This is a genomic window from Kitasatospora sp. NPDC048286, from assembly GCF_043201735.1.
GTDB lineage: Bacteria > Actinomycetota > Actinomycetes > Streptomycetales > Streptomycetaceae > Kitasatospora.
Map to the genome: position 1 here is coordinate 168,540 of NZ_JBICZE010000007.1, position 22,086 is coordinate 190,625.

Sequence of the window (22,086 nt, forward strand, 5' to 3'; positions counted from 1 at the left end):
CGGCTCCACCTCCCCCCGTCTTCGGGTGCCCACCGCTCCTGCGGAGGGCGTGACGGGAGGCGTGACCGGGGGATGCGACCGGGGCCGAATTCCACGGTGGTCCGGGTCGGGACGCGTGGCAAGCGGAGGGCTCGGGCAGTGGTCCAGGGCCCGTCCTGTCGATCAGCTCGGCCCCGGGAACGATCGGCGGGACGGGCCCCGGTCCAGTCGGGTGAGCCGGGCGTCAGGAGTGCGTCAACGCACGACCCCATTCGGTCAACGGCGCGTCAGGACCGGGGATCCCCGGGCCGGTCCGCCCTAGCGTCGAGGCAGTAGTTCCGGCAGGCACCACCACCCCACTCGGGAGCATCCGCATGGCCCGCGTCGTCTGGCACGTTCCGGTCACCACCTCCGGCACCGGAAGCACCACCGCACTCCGCCTGTTCCGCCTGCGCGACGGCCGCCGCTGCGCGGTCGGATTCTCCAGCCCCGAGGCCCTCGCCGCCCTCCTCGGGCCCGGCCAGGCCCGCACCGAGCTCGCCGAGCCCGCCCTCCGCGAGCTCACCGCCCCGCTCGGGATCGACACCCTGGTGCTGGACCCGCGACTGGTCGCCCCCTCCGTGTCCACGCCGTCCGCCAGCGCACCGTCCCTGACGGCCCCGCCCGGCACCGCCCCCGTCGGCCCGGCCCCGGCCCCGACCGTCCAGTTCCAGCACCGGTGACCGCCCCGCTCCAGCTCGTCCCGGACGATCCGGCCCAGGGCCCGCCGGGGCCGGGGCGGGCCCGGCCGGCCCGGGCGCTGCACGCGATCGCCCGGATCAGCCACGGACCGGTCCCGCTCGACTTCGACCGTCTCGCGGCGCAGTTCCCGGCCGTCCAGAGCGGCCTGGCCCTGGCCGGCGAGGCCGACCTCGAGCTGCGCCTCGCCTGCACCGGCCCCGAGGAGTTACGGGCGATCGCCGCCGCCCTGCACCGCGCGGGCGCCGCCAGGGTGCACATCGACCTCGTCCTGCGCTCCCTCACCCCCGCCCCGGTCACCCTGCGCCCGGTGCCGTGACGCCGGTAGCGAACGGCGCCCCGCTCCCCTGCCCGGGGGCGGGGCGCCGGGCCGCGCTCACTCCTCCCCGGGGCGCGGATCCGGGTTGATCGCCTGGCCGTCGACGGGCTGGCCCCAGGCGTCGTCGCCGGCCGCGTCGACGCAGTAGCCGCTGCCCTCGACGTGCCCTCCCGCGCTCCGGCACTGGTCGGCGGTGACGTCCCGGCGCCCGCTCGCCGCCGCCGGTCCGGCGGCGGCGAGCAAGGCCCCGGCGGCGCCCGCGGCGACGGCGGCGAGCAGGAGGACGGAGGCGGTCGCGGCGGCCCACCGGGCCGGGAGTGAGCTGTTCATGCGGACCACGACAGCACGCCACCAGGCCCCCCGGCGACCACAGGACGCCCGCCCGGGTGGCCGCCGCCCACCGCCCGCCGGTCTACGGCCGCGCCAGCGCCGCGATGGCCGCGAGCAGCAGCGCCGAGCCCGCCAGCAGGCCCGCCGTCAGCGGCTCGCCGAGGAACAGCACGCCGATCACCGCCGCGGTCGCGGGCTCCAACAGGACCAGCACCGCGGCCGTGGTGCTGGGCACGGCGGTCAGGCCGGTGAAGTACCAGCGGTAGGCGAACAGGGTGGGGACCGTACCGAGGAAGAGCAGCGCCACCGCGGTCACCACCGGGTCCCCGCCCGTCGGCAGGACGCCCTGGGCGCCCTGGACGGCCGCGAGCGGCAGCAGGCAGAGCAGGCCGGTGGTGAAGGCACCGGTGCCGGCCCTGGCCGAGCCGCCGCCGCGGGCCCAGAGGGTGAGGCCGCTCTGACCGGCGCCCGCGAGGACGGCCAGCGCGACGCCGAGCGCCGGGCGCGGGCCCGCCGCCGGGGCGGCGACCAGCAGGGCGAGGCCGGCCAGGGCCAGGGCCACCGCGGCCGCGGCGCGACGGGTCAGCCGCTCGCCGAGCAGCAGGTGGGCCCCGAGGCTGGTGAACACCGGGCCGGCGCCGATGGTGATCAGCGTGCCCAGCCCGAGCCCGGCGTACCGCACCGAGCCGAAGTAGGCGCACTGGCTGACCGCCAGGCCGAGTCCGGTCAGCCCGGCGGCGCGCCACCGGGCGGTGCCGCGCTCACCGCCGCGCCCACCGTGCGGTTCACGGCTCGGCAGCAGGGCCAGGCAGAGCGCGGCGACGCCGAAGCGCCAGCAGGAGACGCCCGCCGGGCCGAGCCCGCCGGTGCGCATCAGCAGCGCGGACACGGCGCCGCCCACGCCCCAGGCGACGGCGGCGGCGGAGATGGACAGGAGGCCGTGCCGGAAGGGCACGGCGGCGTTCGAGGTCATGCGTCGGTACTCCACGATGAGTTGCCGGTTCGGGTCCGCGGGGTACGCGGGCGGCAGTCACCGCCCCGGCTGCGGGCTGGTCCCGTCGGGCCGGAGTGGGTGGAGTGGGCCGCCCGCTAGCGGGCCGGCGGGGGGAGGATCACGAAACGCACAGGAACAGCCTATGCCGCCGTTCGGTGATCGCTTCAGGCCCGCTCGGGCCGCCTACGAGACACCACGGACCAGCCGACCTGCGGCGAGGTCGAGTCCGCCGGCCGTCGGCCCCCGTCGAGCGGCGGGCGCCCCCCGTGCCCGACCCGGCACAGCCCCTCGGCGCGAACCTCGGTGCCCGCGATTTGGCATGCCGTCATTCCGGTCCGCCATCGCAGACAGGCCGACAGCACTCCAAATGAGCGAGGGGGGCCGGACGCGATCTCACCGACCTCGTCCGCATCGTCAACTCACGTTGGAATCAGGGGATTTGAGAAACGTGACAGCCAGGCAAATCGACCGGGGAGACAGTTCGATGACGCATCTGACCACCCATTCGGCCCCCACCGTCAACCATTTGGCACGGATTAATATGACAAGCAATTAGCCAGTCGATACGTTCATTCATGTCGGCACCAAGCCGATCCAGTCCAGATCAGGAAACCAGGAGAAGGTCCATGAAGAACATGACCACCGCCATTGTCCTCGCGGCGTCGGCGGCCGTGGCCGTGACCGGCATCACCTACGCGTCGGCCGCTTCCGAGCCCGTGACTCAGGCGGCCCCGGTCGTTCAGAAGGCCGCCCCGGCGGCCGCTCCCGCCCCGGCGGTCGCTCCCGCCCCGGCGGCCGTTCCCGCCCTGGCTCCGCTCGACGGCGGCTCGAAGGGCAACGAGGGCAAGGGCGAGGAGGGGCGTCGCGGGGGTCGCGAGCACCACGAGCGTCGCGGCATCATCCACGTCAACGAGCGGTCGTACTCCGCCGACGACTTCGGCTGCATCACCGTCGTCAGCGGCCTGGGCGCCAAGACGCTCAACATCCGCAACGACAGCCACCGGTCCGTCGAGCTCTTCAGCGGCGCCGTCTGCGACAACGGCGCCCCCATCGCCACCGTCGGGCCGCACAGCTCCAGCGACGGTGTTCGCCCGCGCCACCACGGTCACGGCATCGAGGTCGAGGACGGCGTCGTCGGCAGCTTCCGGGTCGTGAGCCACGACTTCGGCTTCGGCGGCGGCTTCGGCGGCGGGCGCGGCGGCGGCGGCGGCTTCGACAAGAAGTGATCCAACGGCATAAGTGGAGCCCCGGCCCGCCGTAATCGGGCCGGGGCACCGACATGGGCATCCTCCCACAGGTCCACACGCTCTGCCCGCGAACGATGACCGTCGCGGCGGCGCAGCAGCGACCGCCCCATGATCCGGAGAGCTGAACCCACCACATCGACAGCACCTTGGGCAACGCTGCGCGGAGGTCCCGCGATCCGGTCGATCGGATCGCGGGACCTCTTCACGGTCACCCGCGGCCACCGCTCGACACCCACCGGCCCGCGCCCGCCCACCCCGTGTCATGGCTGTACGAAAGCTGTCACTTCCATGCGTGGATGGGCGCTCCAAGTTGCCGGGGCCCGAGAGGGAAGCTCAATTCGCGCTCAAACGGTGAACCTGCTCACCGGTCACGTAACAGACAACTGAACAGACAGCCTCCTACCTGCAAGGACGTCCAGAAAAAAAATGTAAACATTCAGTAATGAAATCTGTGCAGGGGCAGCTGAAAAGTCCTACTGTGTGGCAACTCTCATCGCTCCGCCCACCTCGGGGCCCCCACCCACAGAGAGATCGTTCATGGCTTCCCTCAACCAGATCTCACCGCCCGATCAGGGCACCGGCTCCGACTCCGGGACCACCCACCGGTCGCTGCGTCGCCACGTCGGGCTCGTCGGCCTCATGTGGGCCTCGGTCGGCTCGATCATCGGCTCCGGCTGGCTCTTCGGCGCGAAGGAGGGCGTCATGGCGGCGGGCCCGGCCGCTGTCCTGTCCTGGGGCATCGGCACGGTCGCGATCGTGCTGCTCGCGCTCGTCCACGCCGAGCTCGGCAGCATGTTCCCGGTCTCGGGCGGCACCGCGCGCTACCCGCACTACGCCTTCGGCGGCCTGGCCGGCATGTCCTTCGGCTGGTTCTCCTGGCTCCAGGCGGCCACCGTCGCGCCGATCGAGGTCGAGGCGATGATCGGCTACGCCCGGCACTGGCCGTGGGCGGCCGGCCTGCTCAACGACAACAACACCCTCACCGTCAGCGGCTTCGTCGTCGCCACCGTGCTGATGGCGGTGTTCGTCGCGGTGAACTTCCTCGGCGTGCGCGTGCTGGCCCGCACCAACAACATCGCCACCTGGCTGAAGATCTTCGTCCCGCTGCTGACCATCTTCGTGCTGGCCGTGACCAACTTCCACGGCTCCAACTTCACCTCGCACGGCTTCGCGCCGTTCGGCGCCAAGGGCGTGCTCGCGGCGATCAGCACCAGCGGCATCATCTTCGCCCTGCTCGGCTTCGAGCAGGCCATCCAGCTCGCCGGCGAGAGCCGCAACCCCAAGCGCGACATCCCGCGCGCCGTGCTCGGATCCGTCGCCATCGGCAGCCTGATCTACACCCTGCTCCAGGTCGTCTTCATCGGCGCCCTGCCGGTCAGCACCTTCGCCAACGGCTGGGACAAGCTCGACTTCCCCGGCATCGACGGCCCGTTCGCGGGTCTCGCCACCCTGGTCGGCCTCGGCTGGCTGGCCTGGGTGCTGTACGCCGACGCCGTGATCTCCCCCGGCGGCAGCGGCCTGATCTACACCACCTCGACCTCCCGCATCTCCTACGGCCTGAGCCGCAACGGCTACGCCCCGCAGCGGTTCGAGGAGCTGGACAGGAACGGCGTGCCGTGGTTCGGCCTGGTGATCGCCTTCGTCACCGGCGTGATCTGCTTCCTGCCGTTCCCGAGCTGGCAGGAGCTGGTCGGCTTCATCACCTCCGCCAGCGTGCTGATGTACGCCGGCGCCCCGCTGGCCTTCGGCGCGATGCGCCGCCGCCTGCCCGGACACGAGCGCCCCTACCGGCTGCCGGCCGGCGGGCTGATCTCCCCCGCCGCGTTCGTGGTCTCCAGCCTGATCATCTACTGGTCCGGCTGGCACACCCTCTCCCGCCTGGGCATCGCGATCGTGCTCGGCTACCTCCTGCTCGGCAGCTACGCCGCGTACGCGATCAGGAAGGGCCTGCCGAACGCGCCCCGGCTGAGCTGGAAGTCCGCCCAGTGGCTGCCCCCGTACCTGGTGGGCCTCGGCGTGATCTCCTGGCAGGGCGGCTTCGGGGACGGCACCGGCCGGATCCCGATGTGGGGCGACATGGCCCTGGTGGCGGTGTTCTCGCTGGTCATCTACTACTGGGCGATCCGGGTGGCGCTGCCGACCGAGGCGATCGAGCAGGAGATCGCCGACGTCGAGGTGGTCGACGAGGGCGGCCACTGACCGACCCCGGACAGACGCGGAAGGGCCCGCCGTGCGACCGGCGGGCCCTTCCGCGTCCCGTCCTCAGAGGCCCAGAACCGTCCGCAGCACCGTGGTGAACTCGGCCTCCGCGTCCTGCGCCGGGCCGGTCGAGCGCCAGCCGACGAAGCCGTCCGGGCGGACCAGCACCGCACCCCGGGGGCCAATGCCGTGCAGCGCGGCGAAGTCCGCGCCGGGCTCCGGCGCCAGGTCGTCCTCGGCGCCGTCGCCGACCCGGAAGCCGTCCAGCGGGACGGCCAGCCGGTCGGCCGCGCGCCGGGCGCCCGCCTGCCAGGCGCCGCCCTCCGGGCCGGTCAGCAGCACCATCGCCTGCTCGTACAGGTCCAGCGTGGACAGCCGCACCCCCGCCCGCAGCAGCCACTGGTGCGGGGCCCGGCTGCCCGGCTCGCCCGCCGACTCGAACTGCTCGGGGACGACCGGGCCGTTGCGGTCCGCGCCGACCACCGCGCCCACCGGGTACCGGTAGCCCAGCGCCACCGCCAGCACCCCGGCCTGCCGGCCGACGCCCGGCACCACCGCGTAGCCCGGGTGGCTGTGCTCGGCGGAGCGGGCCGAGGCCCGCTCACCGGTCACCCGGGCGACCGGGCGGCGCTCCTGCCCGTACGACTCCAGCAGCCGCGGCCCGGCCCAGCCGCACAGCACGGCGGCGATCTTCCAGGCCAGGTTGTGGGCGTCCTGGATCCCCGTGTTGGAACCGAACGCGCCGGTCGGGGACATCTCGTGGGCGGAGTCCCCGGCGAGGAAGACCCGCCCGGCGCCGTACCGGTCCGCCACCCGCTCGGCGGCGTGCCAGGGCGCCCGGCCGGTGACCTCGACGTCCAGCTCCGGCAGCCCGACGGCGGTGCGGATGTGCCGCTCGCAGCGCTCGTCGGTGAAGGCCTCCAGCGGCTCGCCGTGCTCGGGGTGCCAGGGCGCGTGGAAGACCCATTCCTCCTGGTTGTCCACCGGCAGCAGCGCGCCGTCCGCCTCCGGGTTGGTCAGGTAGCAGGCGATGAAGTGCCGGTCGCCGACCACCTCGGCCAGCCGTTTGGCCCGGAAGGTGATGCTGACGTTGTGGAACAGCTCGCCCTTGCCGGACCGGCCGATGCCCAACCGCTCCCGGACCGGGCTGCGCGGGCCGTCCGCGGCGATCAGGAACTCCGAGCGCACCACCCGCTCCTCGCCGCTCTCCCGGCTGCGCAGTACCGAGGTGACGCCGTCCGCGTCCTGCTCGAAGGAGACCAGCTCGGTGCTGAACCGCAGGGCGCCGCCGAGCTCGCGGGCCGCGCGCCGCAGCACCGGCTCCAGGTCGTTCTGGCTGCACAGGCACCAGGAACTGGGGCTGAACCGGGCCAGCCGGCCGCCCGGGTCGATCTCCCGGAACAGCCACTCCTGCTCGGCGCCGGTCAGCGACGGCGCCTGGAGGATGCCGTGGTTGGGGGCGAGGACCGAGGCCGCCTCGCGGATCGCCGGCTCGATCCCGGCCACCCGGTACAGCTCCATGGTGCGGATGTTGTTGCCGCGCCCCCGCGGATGGTGCGAGGTGTCGGCGTGCTTCTCGACCAGCAGGTGTCCGACCCCGAGCCGACCGAGGAAGAGTGAGGCGGACAGCCCCACCAGCGAGCCGCCCACGATCAGGACCGGCACCCGGTCGTCAACCTTCGGATTCATCAATTGCTCCGCCCTGTCAGGGGATTCCGCGGCCCGGCGGTTGGGCTCGGCGCCGCCCACGACGGGCCCGCTCAGCCGGGGGCCCCGCTCTTCCATCCCCCGCCGGAGGGGGCCCGTGGCACTCCTTCGCCCGGATGGCCCGCAAATCTCGCGCCGCGCCCGGTGCGCCGCCCACGATCGACCTCAGGCCTGGCGCCGACTCGCCCGGCCGAACCGCCGTCGCACCGCACTCCCAGGCCGGGGAGCACCCGCCGGACACGGCCGACACGGCCCGCAGCGTGCGGCCCAGAGCAGAAAGTGGATCATGACGACTCTGTCAGAACCCCAGCCGAAGCAGCAGGACGAGGCCGACACCCGGCTGCGGGTGGTGCTGATGCTGGAGATCCAGGACGGCGCCCAACAGCGCTTCCTCGACGTGTACGAGCAGCTGCGCCACCAGGTGGCCTCGGTCCCCGGCCACGTCAGCGACCAGCTGTGCCAGTCGATCAACGACCCGCGCCAGTGGCTGATCACCAGTGAGTGGAAGGACCAGGAGACCTTCCTGGAGTGGGTGGACAGCCCGGCCCACCGGGAGATGGTCAAGCCGATGCACGGCTGCGTCAGCGACAGCTTCCGCTCGCTGCGCTACGCCGTGCTGCGCGAGACCTCGGCGGCCGGCTCGACCGGCACCCGGGCCCCGCTGGAGGTGCCACCCGGGCTGCCGCGCACCGCGCCCGCCGGGCACGTCGGCCCGCCCAAGGCCGAACCGGGCCCGGACGGCATCGTCCGCCACGCGCTGACGTTCACCGTCAAGCCCGGCAGCGAGCCCGAGGTGGCCCGCATCCTCTCCGGCTACTCCTCGCCCCGGGCCGACGTGGACCAGCACACCCGGCTGCGCCGCACCTCGCTGTTCATGCTCGGCAACCGGGTCGTCCGCGCCGTCGAGGTGATCGGCAACCTCGGCGACGCGCTGCGCCACGTGGCGATGCAGCCCGAGGTGCGAGCCGTCGAGGAGGCGCTCAACCCGCACCTGGAGGAGGCCCGCCAGCTGGGCGACCCGCAGGCCGCCCGGGCGTTCTTCGCCAGGGCCGCGCTGCCCGCCCGGCACCAGGCGATCGCCAGCTCCCCCGCCTCCGCGCGGCTGCACCGGCACGCCGTGCTCTACCCCGTCCGCCCGGGCCGCGGGCAGGCCGTGGCCGAGCTGCTGGCCGAGCACGACAACCTGGCCACCGCCGACCCGACCGGGCCGGTCGCGGCGGCCACCGTCTTCCACCGCGAGGACGTGGTGGTACGCCTGGTCGACCTGCGGGTGCCGGCCGAGGCCGACCCGGCGGCCGCCCTCGGCGTGGCCGACGACGAACAGGCCGCCGTGCTCGCCGGGCTGCTCGACCTCGGCCCGCAGGGCGACCTGCGCACCGTGGCCGGGCTCGGCGCCTTCCTCGCCGCCCGCGCGATGAACCCGGTCACCGACCGCACCTCCCCCGACCCGATCAACAACTGACGCTCCGACACCTTCACGGGAGATCTTCATGACCACGCAGTCCCCACGGATCGTCAGCGTCCACGAGGCACCGGAGAACCGCCGTCACGGCGCCGAGCTGCGCACCATGCTCACCCCGACCACCTGCGGCGCGACCAGCGGCTTCATGGGCCTGGCGATCGTCAAGCCCGGCGAGCGGATCGGCGAGCACTACCACCCGTACTCCGAGGAGTTCGTGTTCGTCGTCTGCGGCGAGCTGGAGGTGGACCTCGACGGGAAGCCCCATCCACTCAAGCCGGACCAGGGCCTGATGATCCCGATCAACATGCGCCACCGCTTCCGCAACGTCGGCGACACCGAGGCCCGGATGGTCTTCCACCTCGGCCCGCTCGCCCCACGCCCCGACCTCGGCCACGTGAGCACCGAGGGGACCGCGGCCTCCGGCCCGCCGGAACACGCCAAGGTGGGCTCGTGACCCGGCGCGTCGCCGTCACCGGGATCGGTGTGGTCGCGCCCGGCGGGGTCGGCGTCCCGGCGTTCTGGGACCTCCTGACGGCCGGCCGCACCGCGACCCGGGGCATCACGCTCTTCGACCCCGCCGGGTTCCGCTCCCGGATCGCCGCCGAGGTCGACTTCGACCCGGCGGCCCACGGGCTGGGCCCGGAGGACGTCCAACGGGCCGACCGCTACGTGCAGTTCGCGATGGTCGCGGCCGACGAGGCAATCGCCGACGCCGGCCTGGACCTGGCCGCCGAGGACCCGTGGCGGATCGCCGTCTCGCTCGGCACCGCCGTCGGCGGCACCACCCGGCTGGAGCACGACTACGCCCTGGTGAGCGCGTCCGGCGCCCGCTGGGACGTGGACCACCGGCAGGCCGAGCCGCAGCTACACCGGGCCTTCGCGCCCAGCACGCTGGCCTCCGCGGTGGCCGAGCGGACCGGCGCGCACGGCCCGGTGCAGACCGTCTCCACCGGCTGCACCTCCGGACTGGACGCGATCGGCTACGGCTTCCAGGCGGTCGAGGAGGGTCGCGCCGACATCTGCGTCGCCGGCGCCTCCGACTCCCCGATCTCGCCGATCACCGTCGCCTGCTTCGACGCCATCAAGGCCACCAGCGAGCGCAACGACGACCCGCAGCACGCCTCCCGCCCCTTCGACGCCGACCGGGACGGCTTCGTGCTCGGCGAGGGCGGCGCCGTCCTGGTGCTGGAGGAGCTGGAGCACGCCCGCCGCCGCGGCGCCCGGATCTACGGCGAGATCGGCGGCTTCGCCACCTTCGGCAACGCCTACCACATGACCGGCCTCACCAAGGAGGGGCTGGAGATGTCCCGGGCGATCGACCACGCGCTCGCCCACGCCCGGGTGGACCGCACCGAGGTGGACTACGTCAACGCGCACGGCTCGGGCACCAAACAGAACGACCGCCACGAGACCGCCGCGGTCAAGCGCTCACTGGGCGGGCACGCCTTCGGGACCCCGATGAGCTCGATCAAGTCGATGGTCGGGCACTCGCTCGGCGCGATCGGCGCCATCGAGGTGGTCGCCTGCACCCTGGCGCTCGTCCACGGCGTCGTGCCGCCGACCGCCAACTACGAGACTCCGGACCCGGAGTGCGACCTCGACTACGTGCCGCGCACCGCGCGCGAGCTGCCGCTGAGCCACATCCTCTCGGTCGGCAGCGGATTCGGCGGATTCCAGTCCGCCGTCGTGCTCAACAGAACGGGGTGAGTTCCATGACGTCACGTCAGCAGGGCCGCCGGGCGGTGGTCACCGGCCTCGGCGTGGTGGCGCCGAACGGCGTCGGGGCCGACGCCTTCTGGAAGGCCACCAGGCAGGGCGTGAGCGTCCTGGACCGGATATCCCGCGAGGGCTGCACCGACCTGCCGCTGCGGATCGCGGGCCAGGTGAACGGGTTCGATCCGCAGTCGGCGATCGACAACCGCTTCCTGGTGCAGACCGACCGCTTCACGCACTACGCGATGGCCGCCGCCGACCTTGCGGTGTCGGACGCCGGGTTCCGGCCCGACCCGGAACAGCCCTTCGCGGTCGGCGTGGTGACCGCCGCCGGCTCCGGCGGCGGCGAGTTCGGCCAGCGCGAGCTCCAGCAACTCTGGGGCCAGGGACCGAAGTTCGTCGGACCGTACCAGTCCATCGCCTGGTTCTACGCGGCCAGCACCGGCCAGATCTCGATCCGCGGCGGCTACAAGGGCCCCTGCGGGGTCGTCGCCAGTGACGAGGCCGGCGGACTGGACGCCGTCGCGCACGCCGCCCGGGCGATCGAACGCGGCACCGACGCGGTGGTGGTCGGCGCCGCCGAGGCCCCGCTGGCGCCGTACTCGATGGTCTGCCAGCTCGGCTACCCCGAGCTCAGCCTGGCCGAGCAGGCCGATCGGGCGTACCTGCCGTTCACCGCGCAGGCCTGCGGCTTCTCCCCCGCCGAGGGCGGCGCGATGCTGCTGCTGGAGGACGAGCAGTCGGCCCGCCTGCGTGGCGCCCGCGTTCGGGCGCAACTGGCCGGCCACGGCGCCACCTTCACCGGGGCCTCCCGCTGGGCGGAGTCCCGGGAAGGACTGGCGGCCGCCATCCGGATCGCACTGGACGACGCCCGCATCACGCCCGATGAGATCGACGTGGTCTTCGCGGACGCCCTGGGGCTGCCCGCCGCCGACCGCGCCGAGGCCCTGGCACTGGCCGACGCGCTCGGCCCGGCCGCCGAGCGCATCCCGGTCACCGCGCCCAAGACCGGTACGGGCCGTGCCTACTGCGGCGCGCCGATGCTCGACGTGACCGCCGCCGTACTGGCCATGGAGGACGGCGTGCTGCCGCCCACCCCCAACGTCACCGAGGTCTGCCACGACCTCGCCCTGGTGACCGGCCGCGCCCGCCCGGCCGAACTGAACACCGCGCTGGTGCTCAGCCGCGGGCTGATGGGCTCCAACTCCGCGCTGGTGCTCCGGCGCGCGCGGCCCTGAACCACTCCGTCACACCTTCGAAGGGACACCCCGTGAGCAACACCCTCAGCTATCCGGAACTCGCCGAGCTGCTCCAGGCCCGGGCCGGCGTCACCGTCGACCCGGGCGACCTGGCGCGGCCGGGCGCGGAGTTCGACACGTTCGGCATCGACTCGCTCGGCCTGCTCGGCGTCGTCGGCGAGCTGGAGAACCGGCACGGCCTCAAGGTCACCTCGGGCGCCGAGTCGGCCAAGACCCCGTCCGAGTTCCTGGAGCTGGTCAACTCCTCCCTCACCGCGAAGGCTGGTGCCTGAGATGCCCGGACACACCGACAACGAGATCGTCATCGCCGCTCCGCTCGACCTGGTCTGGGAGATGACCAACGACCTGGAGAACTGGCCGCAGCTGTTCAGCGAGTACGCCTCGGTGGAGGTGCTGGACCGGCAGGGCGCCCGGGTCCAGTTCCGGCTCACCATGCACCCGGACGAGAACGGCCAGGTGTGGAGCTGGATCTCCGAGCGGGAGACCGACCGGGACGCGCTCTCGGTGCGCGCCCGCCGGGTCGAGCCCGGCCCGTTCGAGTTCATGGAGATCCGCTGGGAGTACGCGGAGGTGCCGGCCGGCACCAGGATGCGCTGGATCCAGGACTTCGCGATGAAGCCGACCGCCCCCGTCGACGACGAGGGCATGACCGGCCACATCAACCGCAACTCCAAGATCCAGATGCAGCTGATCCGGGAGAAGGTCGAGAAGCGGGCGGCGGAGCTGTGACCGGCGTGCACAGGGCGCTGATCGTCGCCCGGATGAAGCCCGAGGCCGCACCGGACATCGCCGAGGTGTTCGCCGAGTCCGACCAGGGCGAACTGCCGCACCTGATCGGCGTCACCGGCCGCAGCCTCTTCCAGTTCGGCGACGTCTACCTGCACCTGATCGAGGCCGACCGACCTCCGGGCCCGGCCGTCGCCAAGGTCGTCGGGCACCCGGAGTTCCGGACCGTCAGCGACCGCCTGACCGCCTTCGTGCAGGCGTACGACCCCGCCACCTGGCGGGAACCCAAGGACGCGATGGCGCGGGAGTTCTACCGCTGGGACCGCTGACCCTGCGACGCCGCTGATCCGCGGCTCCCTGATGGGCCCGCCCCCGGCCGCGTGCCGGGAGCGGGCCCACGCGTGTCCGGCGGCCGGGTGACCCGGGCGGATTCACCCGGATCGACCGGCCAACCGGGTGAACACTCCCGGGACTCCACCCGAAGGGCGCACGCTGCGCACCGGCGCTGCCACGCTCCGGTGGCAGGCAGCCGCACGGTGGATGACGGTGGATCAGGCGCACCCACCGCGAGTCCCCTTGTCCGACACCGTGTCGGGCAGTCGCGGTCCTGAGCGCCGGAAGGATCATCCTCATGCGTTCTGCACGCACGCTGCTCGCCGGGGCGGCCGTCGCCGCCGCGCTCACCGTCGGCACCCCCGTCGCATTCGCCGACGGAGCCGCCGACCAGGGCAAGAACCTCACCTGGCAGGAGAAGCAGGACAAGCCCGAGAGGACCTCCGACAACGAGCGAAGCTCCGGCAACTTCAAGGGCGACGACGACAGGAAGGGCGGTGGCTCCGAGGAGCGCAAGGGTTCCGACGAGCGCAGGGGCGAGGACCAGAAGGGCTCCGACGACCGCAAGGGCGAGGACCAGAAGGGCTCCGACGACCGCAAGGGCGAGGACCACAAGGGTTCCGACGACCGCAAGGGCGAGGACCACAAGGGTTCCGGCGAGCACAAGGGCGAGGACCACAAGGGTTCCGGCGAGCACAAGGGCGAGGACCACAAGGGCTCCGGCGAGCACAAGGGCTCCGAGGCCAAGGGCGAGGACCACAAGAGCCCGCGCGGAGGCGTGCACACCGGTGGCGGCGGCCTGGCGCTGTCCGGTGGCGGGCTCGCCTCCGGCGCGGTGCTGCTGCTCGGCGGGCTCGGGGCGGGCGCGTTCGCCCTGCGCCGCCGCCGTTCCTCCGGCGCGGTCGCCTGACCCCCGGCACCATGCTTGCGCCGCCTCCGGGCGCCCGCCCCGCACGGGGCGGGCGCCCGGAGGCGGCGGGCCGTTGCGGAACCGGTCGATCGGAGGACAGGAATGACGGGCGCTCCCGCCTCTGGAATGCCCCGGCTGCTGCGCGCGGGAATGGGCGCGGCGGTGGTCGGGCTGCTGCTGATCTACAACTCGGTGGACACCGGGTCGAACGCCGGCGCGCAGGACGGCCGGCCCGCTCCCCCGGCGGCCGGCGCGCCGGCCGTCCCCGGGCCTTCCGGCGCCGCCTCCACGGCCCCGAGCGCGACGTCACAGGCGCCGGTGCTCAAGCGCGCCAAGCCGACCCGGCTGCGGATCCCGCAGATCGCCGTGAACGCGCCGTTCACCGAACTGGCCCTCAACCCGGCCGGCCAGCTGGACGCGCCGCCGCCGAACGACAAGAACCTGGTCGGCTGGTACCGGGACGGCGTCAGCCCGGGCGAGCGCGGCAGCGCGGTCGTCGCAGGGCACGTGGACACCTCCAAGGGCCCGGCGGTGTTCCTGCTGCTGAACTTCCTGCTGCCGGGCAACAAGATCGAGGTGAGTCGCGCGGACGGGACGGTCGCGGTGTTCTCGGTGGACTCCGTGGAGACCTTCGCCAAGAACAACTTCCCCGACGCCAAGGTGTACGGCAAGACCCCCGACGCCCAGCTCCGGCTGATCACCTGCGGCGGCACGTACGACAAGAAGCGGCGGGACTACCTGGACAACGTCGTGGTCTTCGCCCACCTGGAGTCCTCGCACCCCGGGTGACCCGGCCGGCCGCGCGTGCACGACCGCCGGCCCCCGGCCCCCGGGGGGGATCCAGGGGCCGGGGGCCGGCGGTCGTGTGGCCGTACGCGCGTAGGGGCGTACGGGCCGGGGCGGCGGTTCAGCCGTTCACGACGGCCTCGAAGGCGTGCAGGTAGGGGTTGACCGGGCAGACCCCGGTGACCGTCAGTCCGGCCTCGGCCATCAGCCCGACCATGCTCTCCTCGGAGTGCTTGGCACCGCCCACGTTGAGCATCAGCATCAGGTCCATGGCGGTGGTGAAGCGCATCGACGGGCTGTTGTCGACCAGGTTCTCCACGACCACGACGCGGGCGCCGGAACCGGCCGCCTTCACCACGTTGGAGAGGGTGCGGCGGGTGCTGTCGTCATCCCACTCCAGGATGTTCTTGATGATGTAGAGGTCGGCGTGGACCGGGATCTCCACCCGGCAGTCGCCGGGGACCAGCCGGGCCCGGGCGGAGAAGACGCCGCCGTCCTGGAGCCGGGGATCGGCGCCGGCCACCACCTTGGGCAGGTCGAGCAGGGTGCCGTGCAGCGCCGGGTGCTTCTCCAGCAGGCTGGCCAGCACGTGACCCTGGCCCCCGCCGATGTCCGCCACCGAGTCGATGCCGGTGAGGTCCAGGTACTCGGCGAAGTCCTCGGCGGACTGCCGGCTGGAGGTGGTCATCGCCTTGTCGAAGACCTTCGCCGAGTCGCCCGCGTCGCTGTGCAGGTACTCGAAGAACTCCTTGCCGAACAGGTCGGGGAAGACGTTGCGGCCGGAGCGGACCGCCTCGTCCAGCTTCGGCCAGGCCTCCCACGTCCACGGCTCGGTGCACCAGAGGGAGATGTAGCGCAGCGAGTTGGGGGCGTCCTCGCGCAGCAGCCGGGACATCTCGGTGTGCTCGAAGCGGTCGTCGCCGCTCTCCGCGAAGATGCCGTAGCAGGCGAGCGCGCGCATCAGACGGCGCAGCTGGCGGGGCTCGGTGTCGAGGGCGACGCCGAGGTCGGTGACGCTGGTCGGGGTGTCGCCGAGCACGTCGGCGACACCGAGGCGGGCGGCCGCGCGGACGGCCGCGGCGCAGGCGGCGCCGAAGACGAGTTCGCGCAGGCGCATCGCGGCCTGGGAGGTGGTGTGGGCGGGTGCGGTGGTCATGGCTGGGTTTCCTCGGGTCCTTGGGAGTTCCTGGGCGGCTGGCGGCGAGGGGGTGCCGGGGCTCAGCAGCGGCCGTCCGGCTCGGAGCGTTCACAGGTGTTGTGGGCGAAGGTGTTGTCCGCACCGGAGTCGCGGTCGGCGAGGTCGGCCGGGCCGTTCCCGCTCAGCGTGTTGCCGGTGATCACGGCGCGGGCGTTGGAGACGCCGACGACGCTCCTGAAGAGGACGATGCCGCCGGAGAAGTCCGAGGTGCCCGTGTTGTCGAGGACCTCGTTGTCGGTCACCCGGACGTCCTCCGTGCCGGTGAGCACGATGCCGGCGCCCTGGATGGCGCCCAGGCGCGGGTTGGCCGGGCAGAACTCGTTGTTGGCGACGACGCTGTTGCGCCGGACGTCGAGGTCCCCGGCGCGGGGCACGCCCTCGTCGCCGACCACGAAGACGCCGGCGCAGTTGCCGCTGATCTCGTTGTCCTGGACGGCCAGCCCGCGCAGCCGGCGGACGGTGACGCCGACCCGGTTGCCGGTCAGCTCGTTGCCCTCGACCACGGTGCCGCCGGTATCGGGCGAACCGCCCTCGCGATAGGCGTAGTTGGCGAGGAAGACGCCGGACTGGCCGTTGTCCGTCGAGCGGTTGTCGCGGATGGCGGCCCGGGTGGACATCTCCTGGCTGATGCCCTGCTGGGCGTTGTCGTGGACGTAGGTGCGGCTGACGGTCAGACCGGTGGTGCCGCTGGCGTCGATGCCGTTCTTGCGGAAGCCGGCGACGGCGAGGCTGTCGATGGTGACGTCGGGCAGCGGCTGCTCCTCGGTGCCGACCACGCAGATGCCGTGCCCGGCGGTGGCGCAGGCGTTCTCGGTGCCGTCCCCGGGGGTGATCACGGTGTCGGCGCCGGAGCCGAGCAGGGTGAGGCCGGGGGTGGTGATGCGGACGCTGCCGTGGAAGGTGCCGGGGAGCACCTTGACGGTGTCGCCGGGGCGGGCGGCGTCGACGGCCTGCTGAATCGATTCTCCGGGGTGGACGAAGCGCATCGGGAGGCCGCTGTCGGCGTGGGCCGCGGGGGCGGCGGCCAGCGTGGTGAGGACGGTGGTCAGGGCGGTGGCGGCGGCGGTGGCCGCGGCGAGGTGGTGGACCCGTCGCGTGGGCATGAGTGGTGACCTGGTTTCTTTCGGCGCGTTTCTTGCGGCGCGCGCGGTGTTCGTGCGGGTGTGTCGCGGTCTCCCGCACGGTCCGGCGGTGTGGGCTGACGCGCTGTGCGCGGGCGGGGACGGCCGGTGGGTGCAGCCGGTGTCGACGGTATGGGCGGCCGGGTGGGCCCGCCACCAGGGCTGGGCTGCGGGGCTGACCGGGCGTCGACCGGAGGTGGGACGGCCCGGCGTGGCGCGGGGGCGGGCGCGCCGGGCGTGGCGTGCGACGGGGGTGGGCGGCGGGAGGTGCCTTGCGGTGGGCCTTGGGGTGGGCCTTGGGTGGGGGCGGATGTGGCGACGCGCCCGACCGCGGGTGGCGGTGGGGCGCGTCGGGTGCGTCGGGTGCGTCGGGTATGTCGCGTGTGTCAGGTCGCGGCCTGCGGCCCGAGGCGGACGGGCACCGCGGCGAGGTGCCAGGCAGCCGGGTTCGGTCCGCGCTCGACGGCATCCGGCCCGACGGCGAGCGCCAGCTCCGGGTACGTTTGCAGCAGCGTGCCGAAGGCGACGACCGCCTCCTGGTGCGCCAGCACCGCGCCCAGGCAGCGGTGGGTGCCGTGGCCGAAGCCCAGGTGTGCCTCGTGGTGCCCGGCGCGGTCCGGCCCGCCCGCCCGGCAGACGTCCAGGCGCTCCGGCTCGGCGTAGGCCCGCGGGTCGTGGTTGGCCCCCGCCAGGATCGGCATCACCGCCTCGCCCTTGCGGACCGGGGTGCCCGCCAGGGTGAGGTCCTGCGTCGCGTAGCGCGGCACCCCGCCGATCGTCGGGCCGCACCAGCGCATCAGCTCGTCGACGGCGGCGGGCAGCAGGCCCGGGTCGGCCCGGACCAGCTCCAGCTGTTCCGGGTGGGCGAGCAGCGCGGCCGTGCCGTTGCCGATCAGGGTGGCGGTGGTCTCGTGGCCGGCCACGATCAGGTTGAGGATCAGCGAGACGGTCTCCACCGGGGCGAGGGTGTCGCCCTCGGCGGCGGCCAGCCGGGAGACCAGGCCGTCGGCCGGCTCGGCCCGGTGGCACTCGACCAACTCCCGGGCGGCGGCCACCATGGCGCGCAGCGCCTCGTCCAGGCCGGGCCCGGCGCCCCGGCCGAGGTAGGAGCTCCAGCGGCGCCACTGCGGGCGGTCCACCTCGGGGATGCCGAGCAGCTCGCAGATCACCGCGACGGGCAGCGGGTAGGCGAAGTGCGCGACCAGGTCGACCACGCCGTCCGGGCCGGCGTGTTCGGGCAGCGCCCGGGCGTACTCCTCGGCGAGCCGTTCGATCCTGGGCCGCAGCCGCTCCACGGCGCCGGCCGTGAAGGCGGGGTGCACCAGGCCGCGCATCCGGCGGTGCCGGGCGCCGTCGGCACCGAAGACCCCGGCGCGCAGGTACTTCGCGCACTCGGGCGGCATGCCGCGGGCGCGCCAGACCTGCTCGGTGCGGTGCGCGGGGACGGGTGCGGCGACGTCGTCGGGCGCCGGGCCGTCGGGGGCGGGGCCGTCGGGCAGCAGGTCGTCGGGGGCGGCGCCGTCGACGGCGTTCACGTCGTTGACGAAGCGCGGGTCGGACAGCACGGTGCGGACGTCCTGGTAGCGGACGGCGATCCAGAACGGTTCCACGCCGGGGATGGTGGCGCGGGCGAGCGGGGCGCGCTCGCGCAGGTCGGCGAAGGCGGCGAAGGGGTCGCGGATCAGGTGGTCGGCGCGCAGGTCGACGGTCTCGGCCGGCTCGGCGGTGGTCACGGCTGCCTCCTCAGGAGTCGTGAGGTCCTTCTGGTCACGGATCGTGACGGAGCCAGGGAACACGGTTTCCGGTTTCCGGGCCGAATTCACTCGATCGGGGACAGCGGATCGTTTCTCCGGTCGCCTGGAGCCCGGCCTCCGGGCCCCTGACCTGGCCCGCCCGACGACCGCGTCCGGGCGCGTGACATGCTCGGGGCCATGACCACCGTGCCCGTGCCGCCCGTACCCTCCGTCGCCGCCCTCCGCAACCCGATCGGCGCCCACGTCCCGGTGGCCGGTCGCGGGCTGGCGGGCACCGGCCTGGCGTACGCGGACCGGGTCGGCGCGGAGACGGTGCAGGTGTTCGTGGCCAACCCGCGCGGCTGGGCCACTCCCCCGGGCAACCCGGCCCAGGACGAGGAGTTCCGCACCGCCTGCGCCGAACAGGGCGTCCCGGCCTGGGTGCACGCCCCGTACCTGATCAACTTCGGCTCGGACAACCCGGCCACCCGGGAGCGCTCGGCCGACTCCCTGTGGCACTCGCTGCGCCGCGGCCACGCCATCGGCGCGCTCGGCGTCGTCCTGCACACCGGCTCGGCGGTCGGCACCGCGCCCGGCGGCGGCTCGCGCCGGGCCGAGGCGATGGCGCAGGTCCGGGCGGACGTCCGGCCGCTGCTGGAGGAGCTGGACAAGCTCGGCGAGGACGCGCCCTGGCTGCTGCTGGAGCCGACGGCGGGCCAGGGCAGCTCGCTCTGCTCGCGGCTGGAGGAGCTGGCCGAGTACGTGGAGGCGCTGGACCACCACCCGAAGGTGGGAGTTTGCCTGGACACCTGCCACGCCTTCGCCGCCGGGCACGACCTGGCGAAGCCGGGCGGGGTGACGGTCGCGCTGGACGCCCTGGCCGCCGCGGCCGGGCCCGGCCGGCTGCGGCTGATCCACGCCAACGACTCCGAGGACGTCGTCGGCGCCCGCAAGGACCGGCACGCCAACATCGGGGCCGGGATGATCGGCGCCGAGCCGTTCCGCGAGCTGTTCGAGCACCCGGAGACGGCCGGGGTGCCGCTGGTGGTGGAGACCCCGGACCGCAAGCACGGCGGGGACGGCACCGGGCACGCGATGGACATCGCGGTGCTGAAGGAGCTGCGGGACCGGGCGGCGGTCCGCGTCTGAGACGCGTGGCCGGACAGCCACCGCCCGGCCGCAGGGCCGCGGCCGGACAGCCGTGAGCCCGGAGGCCGACGGACGGCCTCCGGGCTCGGGGAGCCGAGGAGATCAGCAGCCGCAGTCGCTCTCGCCGTGCTCGGCGAAGTTGAACCAGGTGGCGTGCGGACCGAACAGGCCGACGCCCGCGGTGCCGGACTCCAGGCTCTGTCCCTCCGACTGCGTCGGAGCGAAGCCCCCCGCCATGGCCGAGGTCGGGACCGCCACCACGGCACCGGCCACGGCGACGATCACGGCGAGCTTGCGGATCTTCCCACGAAGCGACATCTGATGTCCTTTTGGTTCGTCTCTGGTCCTCGGACCCGTGCCCCCGACCGGCCGGACCGGCCGCCCGACGGGCCGGGCGACGCCCCACCGGGGAGGCGCCGGGCCCACGTTTGCACACGAACCCGCACCTCCGGGCACGCGCCGCAACCGGGCTGAGGCATTCGGGTGAGGCAACTCCCCCGGCCGGGCGAATCCGGGCGCACACCGGACGAATCCGGGCGTACATCCGTGAATCCGCTCGAACAGCCTGCCGGAGGGCGCCGGACGAGTGCCCGTCCGGGCGCCCCGCGACCGCAAGTCTTGCGGTGACGGACCGGGCGAACTGAACAAATCCCGGCGATTTGGCGCACGGTCCAGCCTCATCCGAGCATGAAAAGTCGCTCCATGGCGCTCCACCGGGAGCGAGCAGGACCACGAAAGGCGCACCACCCTCATGCAGACCAGTCCCGCCGCACCCCCGCAGGCGGCTCGACCGAGCGTTCCGGAGACCCCGGGGCCGGTCGGCTCCGCGCCCCCGGGCCCGACGCCCGAGAAGAACAGCCGCCGCTTCGGGCTGACGACCGCCACCGCCCTGGTGATGGGCAACATCATCGGCGGCGGCATCTTCATGATCCCGGCCGCCGTGGCCCCGTTCGGGACGGTCAGCCTGCTCGCCTTCGCGGTGCTCACCGTCGGCGCGATCGCGCTGGCGCTGGTCTTCGGGCAGCTGGCCCGCCGCAGTCCGCGCACCGGCGGACCGTACGTCTACGCCCGCGAGGCCTTCGGGGACTTCGCCGGCTTCCTGTCCGCCTGGTCGTACTGGATCACCACCTGGGTCAGCAACGCCGCGCTGGCCGTGGCCGCCGTCGGGTACCTGGACGTGCTGCTGCCGCTCCACCACTCCATCCCGCTGGAGATCACCGCCGCGCTGGCCTTCCAGTGGCTGCCGGCGCTGGCCAACCTGGCCGGCACCCGTTACGTCGGGGCGGTCCAACTCGTCTCCACCGTGCTGAAGTTCATCCCGCTGGTGCTGGTCTCGATCGGCGGCCTGTTCTTCTTCGACCCGAAGAACCTCGGCCCCTTCGACGCCACCGGCCACGGCTGGGCGGGCGGCATGTCCGCCGCGGCGGCGATCCTGCTCTTCAGCTACCTGGGTGTGGAGTCGGCCGCGATGAGCGCCGGCCAGGTCCGTGACCCGGAGCGCAACGTCGGTCGGGCCAGCGTGCTCGGCACCACCGGTGCGGCGGTGGTGTACCTGCTCGGCACGGTCGCGGTGTTCGGCACCGTCGCGCACGAGCAACTCGTCCACTCCAGCGCGCCGTTCTCGGACGCCGTGGACGCCATGTTCGGCGGCACCTGGGGCGGCACGGTGATCGCGATCGCCGCGCTGGTGTCGATGGCCGGGGCCCTGAACGGCTGGACCCTGCTCTCCGCCCAGGCCCCGTACGCGGCCGCCAAGGACGGCCTGTTCCCCGCCGCCTTCGGCAAGGAGCGGCGCGGGGTGCCGACCTTCGGTGTGGTGGTCGGCGTCTCCCTGGCCTCGGCGCTGACCGTGATCAACTTCGCCAGCGGCGCGAAGGGCGCCTTCGAGATCCTGGTGCTGGTCACCACCTTCACCGCCACCGTGCCGTACCTGCTCTCCACCGCCGCCCAGCTGTACTGGCTGGTGCGCGGGGCCGGCGAGCGGGTCGACCGCGGACGGCTGGTGCGGGACGCCGTCCTCGGCCTGGGCGCCTTCGGCTTCTCGCTCTGGCTCGTCGCCGGAGCCGGCTACGCCGCCGTCTACCAGGGTGTCCTGTTCCTCTTCGCGGGCGTCCTGGTCTACGTCTGGATGGCGGCCCGCCGCCGCGACTGAACGCCCAGCCGCACCTTGGCAGCGGCCGGAA

Annotated in this window: 22 protein-coding genes; 15 read left to right on the forward strand and 7 right to left on the reverse strand. The window is 73.6% G+C overall.

Annotated elements, in window-relative coordinates; all coding sequences use genetic code 11:
* Window positions 1-353 precede the first annotated feature (353 nt).
* Window positions 354-701 (forward strand): SAV_915 family protein, encoded by a 348-nt coding sequence (locus tag ACGF13_RS18970; protein WP_392876189.1) that lies wholly within the window; start codon window positions 354-356, stop codon window positions 699-701.
* Window positions 698-1,036, forward strand: coding sequence for a hypothetical protein (locus ACGF13_RS18975; protein ID WP_392876192.1), 339 nt, complete (start codon window positions 698-700; stop codon window positions 1,034-1,036). Before ACGF13_RS18970 ends, ACGF13_RS18975 begins: the two co-directional genes overlap by 4 nt.
* 57 nt (window positions 1,037-1,093) lie before the next feature.
* On the opposite strand, the gene ACGF13_RS18980 is transcribed toward ACGF13_RS18975, so the two are convergent.
* Window positions 1,094-1,366 carry a hypothetical protein gene (locus ACGF13_RS18980; RefSeq protein ID WP_392876195.1) on the reverse strand — a complete coding sequence of 91 codons (273 nt, stop codon included), beginning with the start codon at window positions 1,364-1,366 and terminating at the stop codon, window positions 1,094-1,096.
* Window positions 1,367-1,448: 82 nt separating this feature from the next.
* Window positions 1,449-2,339 carry a DMT family transporter gene (locus tag ACGF13_RS18985; protein WP_392876197.1) on the reverse strand — a complete coding sequence of 297 codons (891 nt, stop codon included), beginning with the start codon at window positions 2,337-2,339 and terminating at the stop codon, window positions 1,449-1,451.
* A gap of 647 nt (window positions 2,340-2,986) precedes the next feature.
* On the opposite strand from ACGF13_RS18985, the gene ACGF13_RS18990 reads away from it, so the two are divergent.
* Both ACGF13_RS18990 and ACGF13_RS18995 read left to right on the forward strand, forming a co-directional pair.
* The gene (locus tag ACGF13_RS18990; RefSeq protein ID WP_392876200.1) at window positions 2,987-3,586 is read left to right on the forward strand and encodes a hypothetical protein; all 600 of its coding nucleotides are present in this window, start codon (window positions 2,987-2,989) and stop codon (window positions 3,584-3,586) included.
* A gap of 558 nt (window positions 3,587-4,144) precedes the next feature.
* On the forward strand, window positions 4,145-5,806 hold the full coding sequence (locus ACGF13_RS18995) for an APC family permease (RefSeq protein WP_392876203.1): 1,662 nt from the start codon (window positions 4,145-4,147) through the stop codon (window positions 5,804-5,806).
* 63 nt (window positions 5,807-5,869) lie between these two features.
* Here the strand turns inward: ACGF13_RS18995 and ACGF13_RS19000 are convergent, their stop codons facing one another.
* Window positions 5,870-7,591, reverse strand: a complete 1,722-nt coding sequence (locus ACGF13_RS19000) for an FAD-dependent oxidoreductase (protein WP_392876206.1) — start codon at window positions 7,589-7,591, stop codon at window positions 5,870-5,872.
* Window positions 7,592-7,799: 208 nt separating this feature from the next.
* Here ACGF13_RS19000 and ACGF13_RS19005 point away from each other — a divergent pair, with 208 nt between their 5' ends.
* The 9 genes from ACGF13_RS19005 to ACGF13_RS19045 all read left to right on the forward strand — a co-directional run bounded on the left by ACGF13_RS19005 (window position 7,800) and on the right by ACGF13_RS19045 (window position 14,705).
* Entirely contained in the window at window positions 7,800-8,975 is a 1,176-nt protein-coding gene (locus tag ACGF13_RS19005; protein ID WP_392876209.1) for a SchA/CurD-like domain-containing protein, read from the forward strand.
* A 28-nt stretch (window positions 8,976-9,003) separates the two neighbouring features.
* Window positions 9,004-9,429: a cupin domain-containing protein gene (locus ACGF13_RS19010; protein WP_392876212.1), complete on the forward strand. Its 426-nt coding sequence runs from the start codon at window positions 9,004-9,006 to the stop codon at window positions 9,427-9,429.
* A complete protein-coding gene (locus ACGF13_RS19015; protein ID WP_392876215.1) occupies window positions 9,426-10,682 on the forward strand; it encodes a beta-ketoacyl-[acyl-carrier-protein] synthase family protein in 1,257 nt (418 codons plus the stop codon). Before ACGF13_RS19010 ends, ACGF13_RS19015 begins: the two co-directional genes overlap by 4 nt.
* Before the next feature lie 5 nt (window positions 10,683-10,687).
* Window positions 10,688-11,926, forward strand: a complete 1,239-nt coding sequence (locus ACGF13_RS19020; protein ID WP_392876218.1) for a ketosynthase chain-length factor — start codon at window positions 10,688-10,690, stop codon at window positions 11,924-11,926.
* Between the two features lie 32 nt (window positions 11,927-11,958).
* Window positions 11,959-12,219, forward strand: coding sequence for an acyl carrier protein (locus ACGF13_RS19025; RefSeq protein WP_392876221.1), 261 nt, complete (start codon window positions 11,959-11,961; stop codon window positions 12,217-12,219).
* 1 nt (window position 12,220) lies between these two features.
* Window positions 12,221-12,676 (forward strand): SRPBCC family protein, encoded by a 456-nt coding sequence (locus tag ACGF13_RS19030; RefSeq protein ID WP_392876223.1) that lies wholly within the window; start codon window positions 12,221-12,223, stop codon window positions 12,674-12,676.
* A 5-nt stretch (window positions 12,677-12,681) separates the two neighbouring features.
* Window positions 12,682-13,002 (forward strand): TcmI family type II polyketide cyclase, encoded by a 321-nt coding sequence (locus tag ACGF13_RS19035; RefSeq protein ID WP_097235013.1) that lies wholly within the window; start codon window positions 12,682-12,684, stop codon window positions 13,000-13,002.
* 302 nt (window positions 13,003-13,304) lie between these two features.
* Complete coding sequence (locus tag ACGF13_RS19040; RefSeq protein ID WP_392876226.1) at window positions 13,305-13,916, forward strand: hypothetical protein; 612 nt, start codon at window positions 13,305-13,307, stop codon at window positions 13,914-13,916.
* Window positions 13,917-14,018: 102 nt separating this feature from the next.
* On the forward strand, window positions 14,019-14,705 hold the full coding sequence (locus ACGF13_RS19045; RefSeq protein WP_392876229.1) for a class F sortase: 687 nt from the start codon (window positions 14,019-14,021) through the stop codon (window positions 14,703-14,705).
* 118 nt (window positions 14,706-14,823) lie between these two features.
* On the opposite strand, the gene ACGF13_RS19050 is transcribed toward ACGF13_RS19045, so the two are convergent.
* From ACGF13_RS19050 to ACGF13_RS19060, 3 genes are all read right to left on the reverse strand, one after another.
* On the reverse strand, window positions 14,824-15,858 hold the full coding sequence (locus ACGF13_RS19050) for a methyltransferase (RefSeq protein ID WP_392876232.1): 1,035 nt from the start codon (window positions 15,856-15,858) through the stop codon (window positions 14,824-14,826).
* A gap of 62 nt (window positions 15,859-15,920) precedes the next feature.
* Window positions 15,921-17,003: a nitrous oxide reductase family maturation protein NosD gene (locus ACGF13_RS19055; protein ID WP_392876235.1), complete on the reverse strand. Its 1,083-nt coding sequence runs from the start codon at window positions 17,001-17,003 to the stop codon at window positions 15,921-15,923.
* A 404-nt stretch (window positions 17,004-17,407) separates the two neighbouring features.
* Window positions 17,408-18,754 carry a cytochrome P450 gene (locus ACGF13_RS19060; RefSeq protein ID WP_392876237.1) on the reverse strand — a complete coding sequence of 449 codons (1,347 nt, stop codon included), beginning with the start codon at window positions 18,752-18,754 and terminating at the stop codon, window positions 17,408-17,410.
* 198 nt (window positions 18,755-18,952) lie between these two features.
* Here ACGF13_RS19060 and ACGF13_RS19065 point away from each other — a divergent pair, with 198 nt between their 5' ends.
* A complete protein-coding gene (locus tag ACGF13_RS19065) occupies window positions 18,953-19,903 on the forward strand; it encodes a deoxyribonuclease IV (protein WP_392876239.1) in 951 nt (316 codons plus the stop codon).
* 102 nt (window positions 19,904-20,005) lie between these two features.
* Here the strand turns inward: ACGF13_RS19065 and ACGF13_RS19070 are convergent, their stop codons facing one another.
* On the reverse strand, window positions 20,006-20,221 hold the full coding sequence (locus ACGF13_RS19070; protein WP_392876242.1) for a hypothetical protein: 216 nt from the start codon (window positions 20,219-20,221) through the stop codon (window positions 20,006-20,008).
* A gap of 433 nt (window positions 20,222-20,654) precedes the next feature.
* Between ACGF13_RS19070 and ACGF13_RS19075 the strand changes: the two genes are divergently transcribed.
* Window positions 20,655-22,055 (forward strand): amino acid permease, encoded by a 1,401-nt coding sequence (locus ACGF13_RS19075; RefSeq protein WP_392876244.1) that lies wholly within the window; start codon window positions 20,655-20,657, stop codon window positions 22,053-22,055.
* Window positions 22,056-22,086 lie beyond the last annotated feature (31 nt).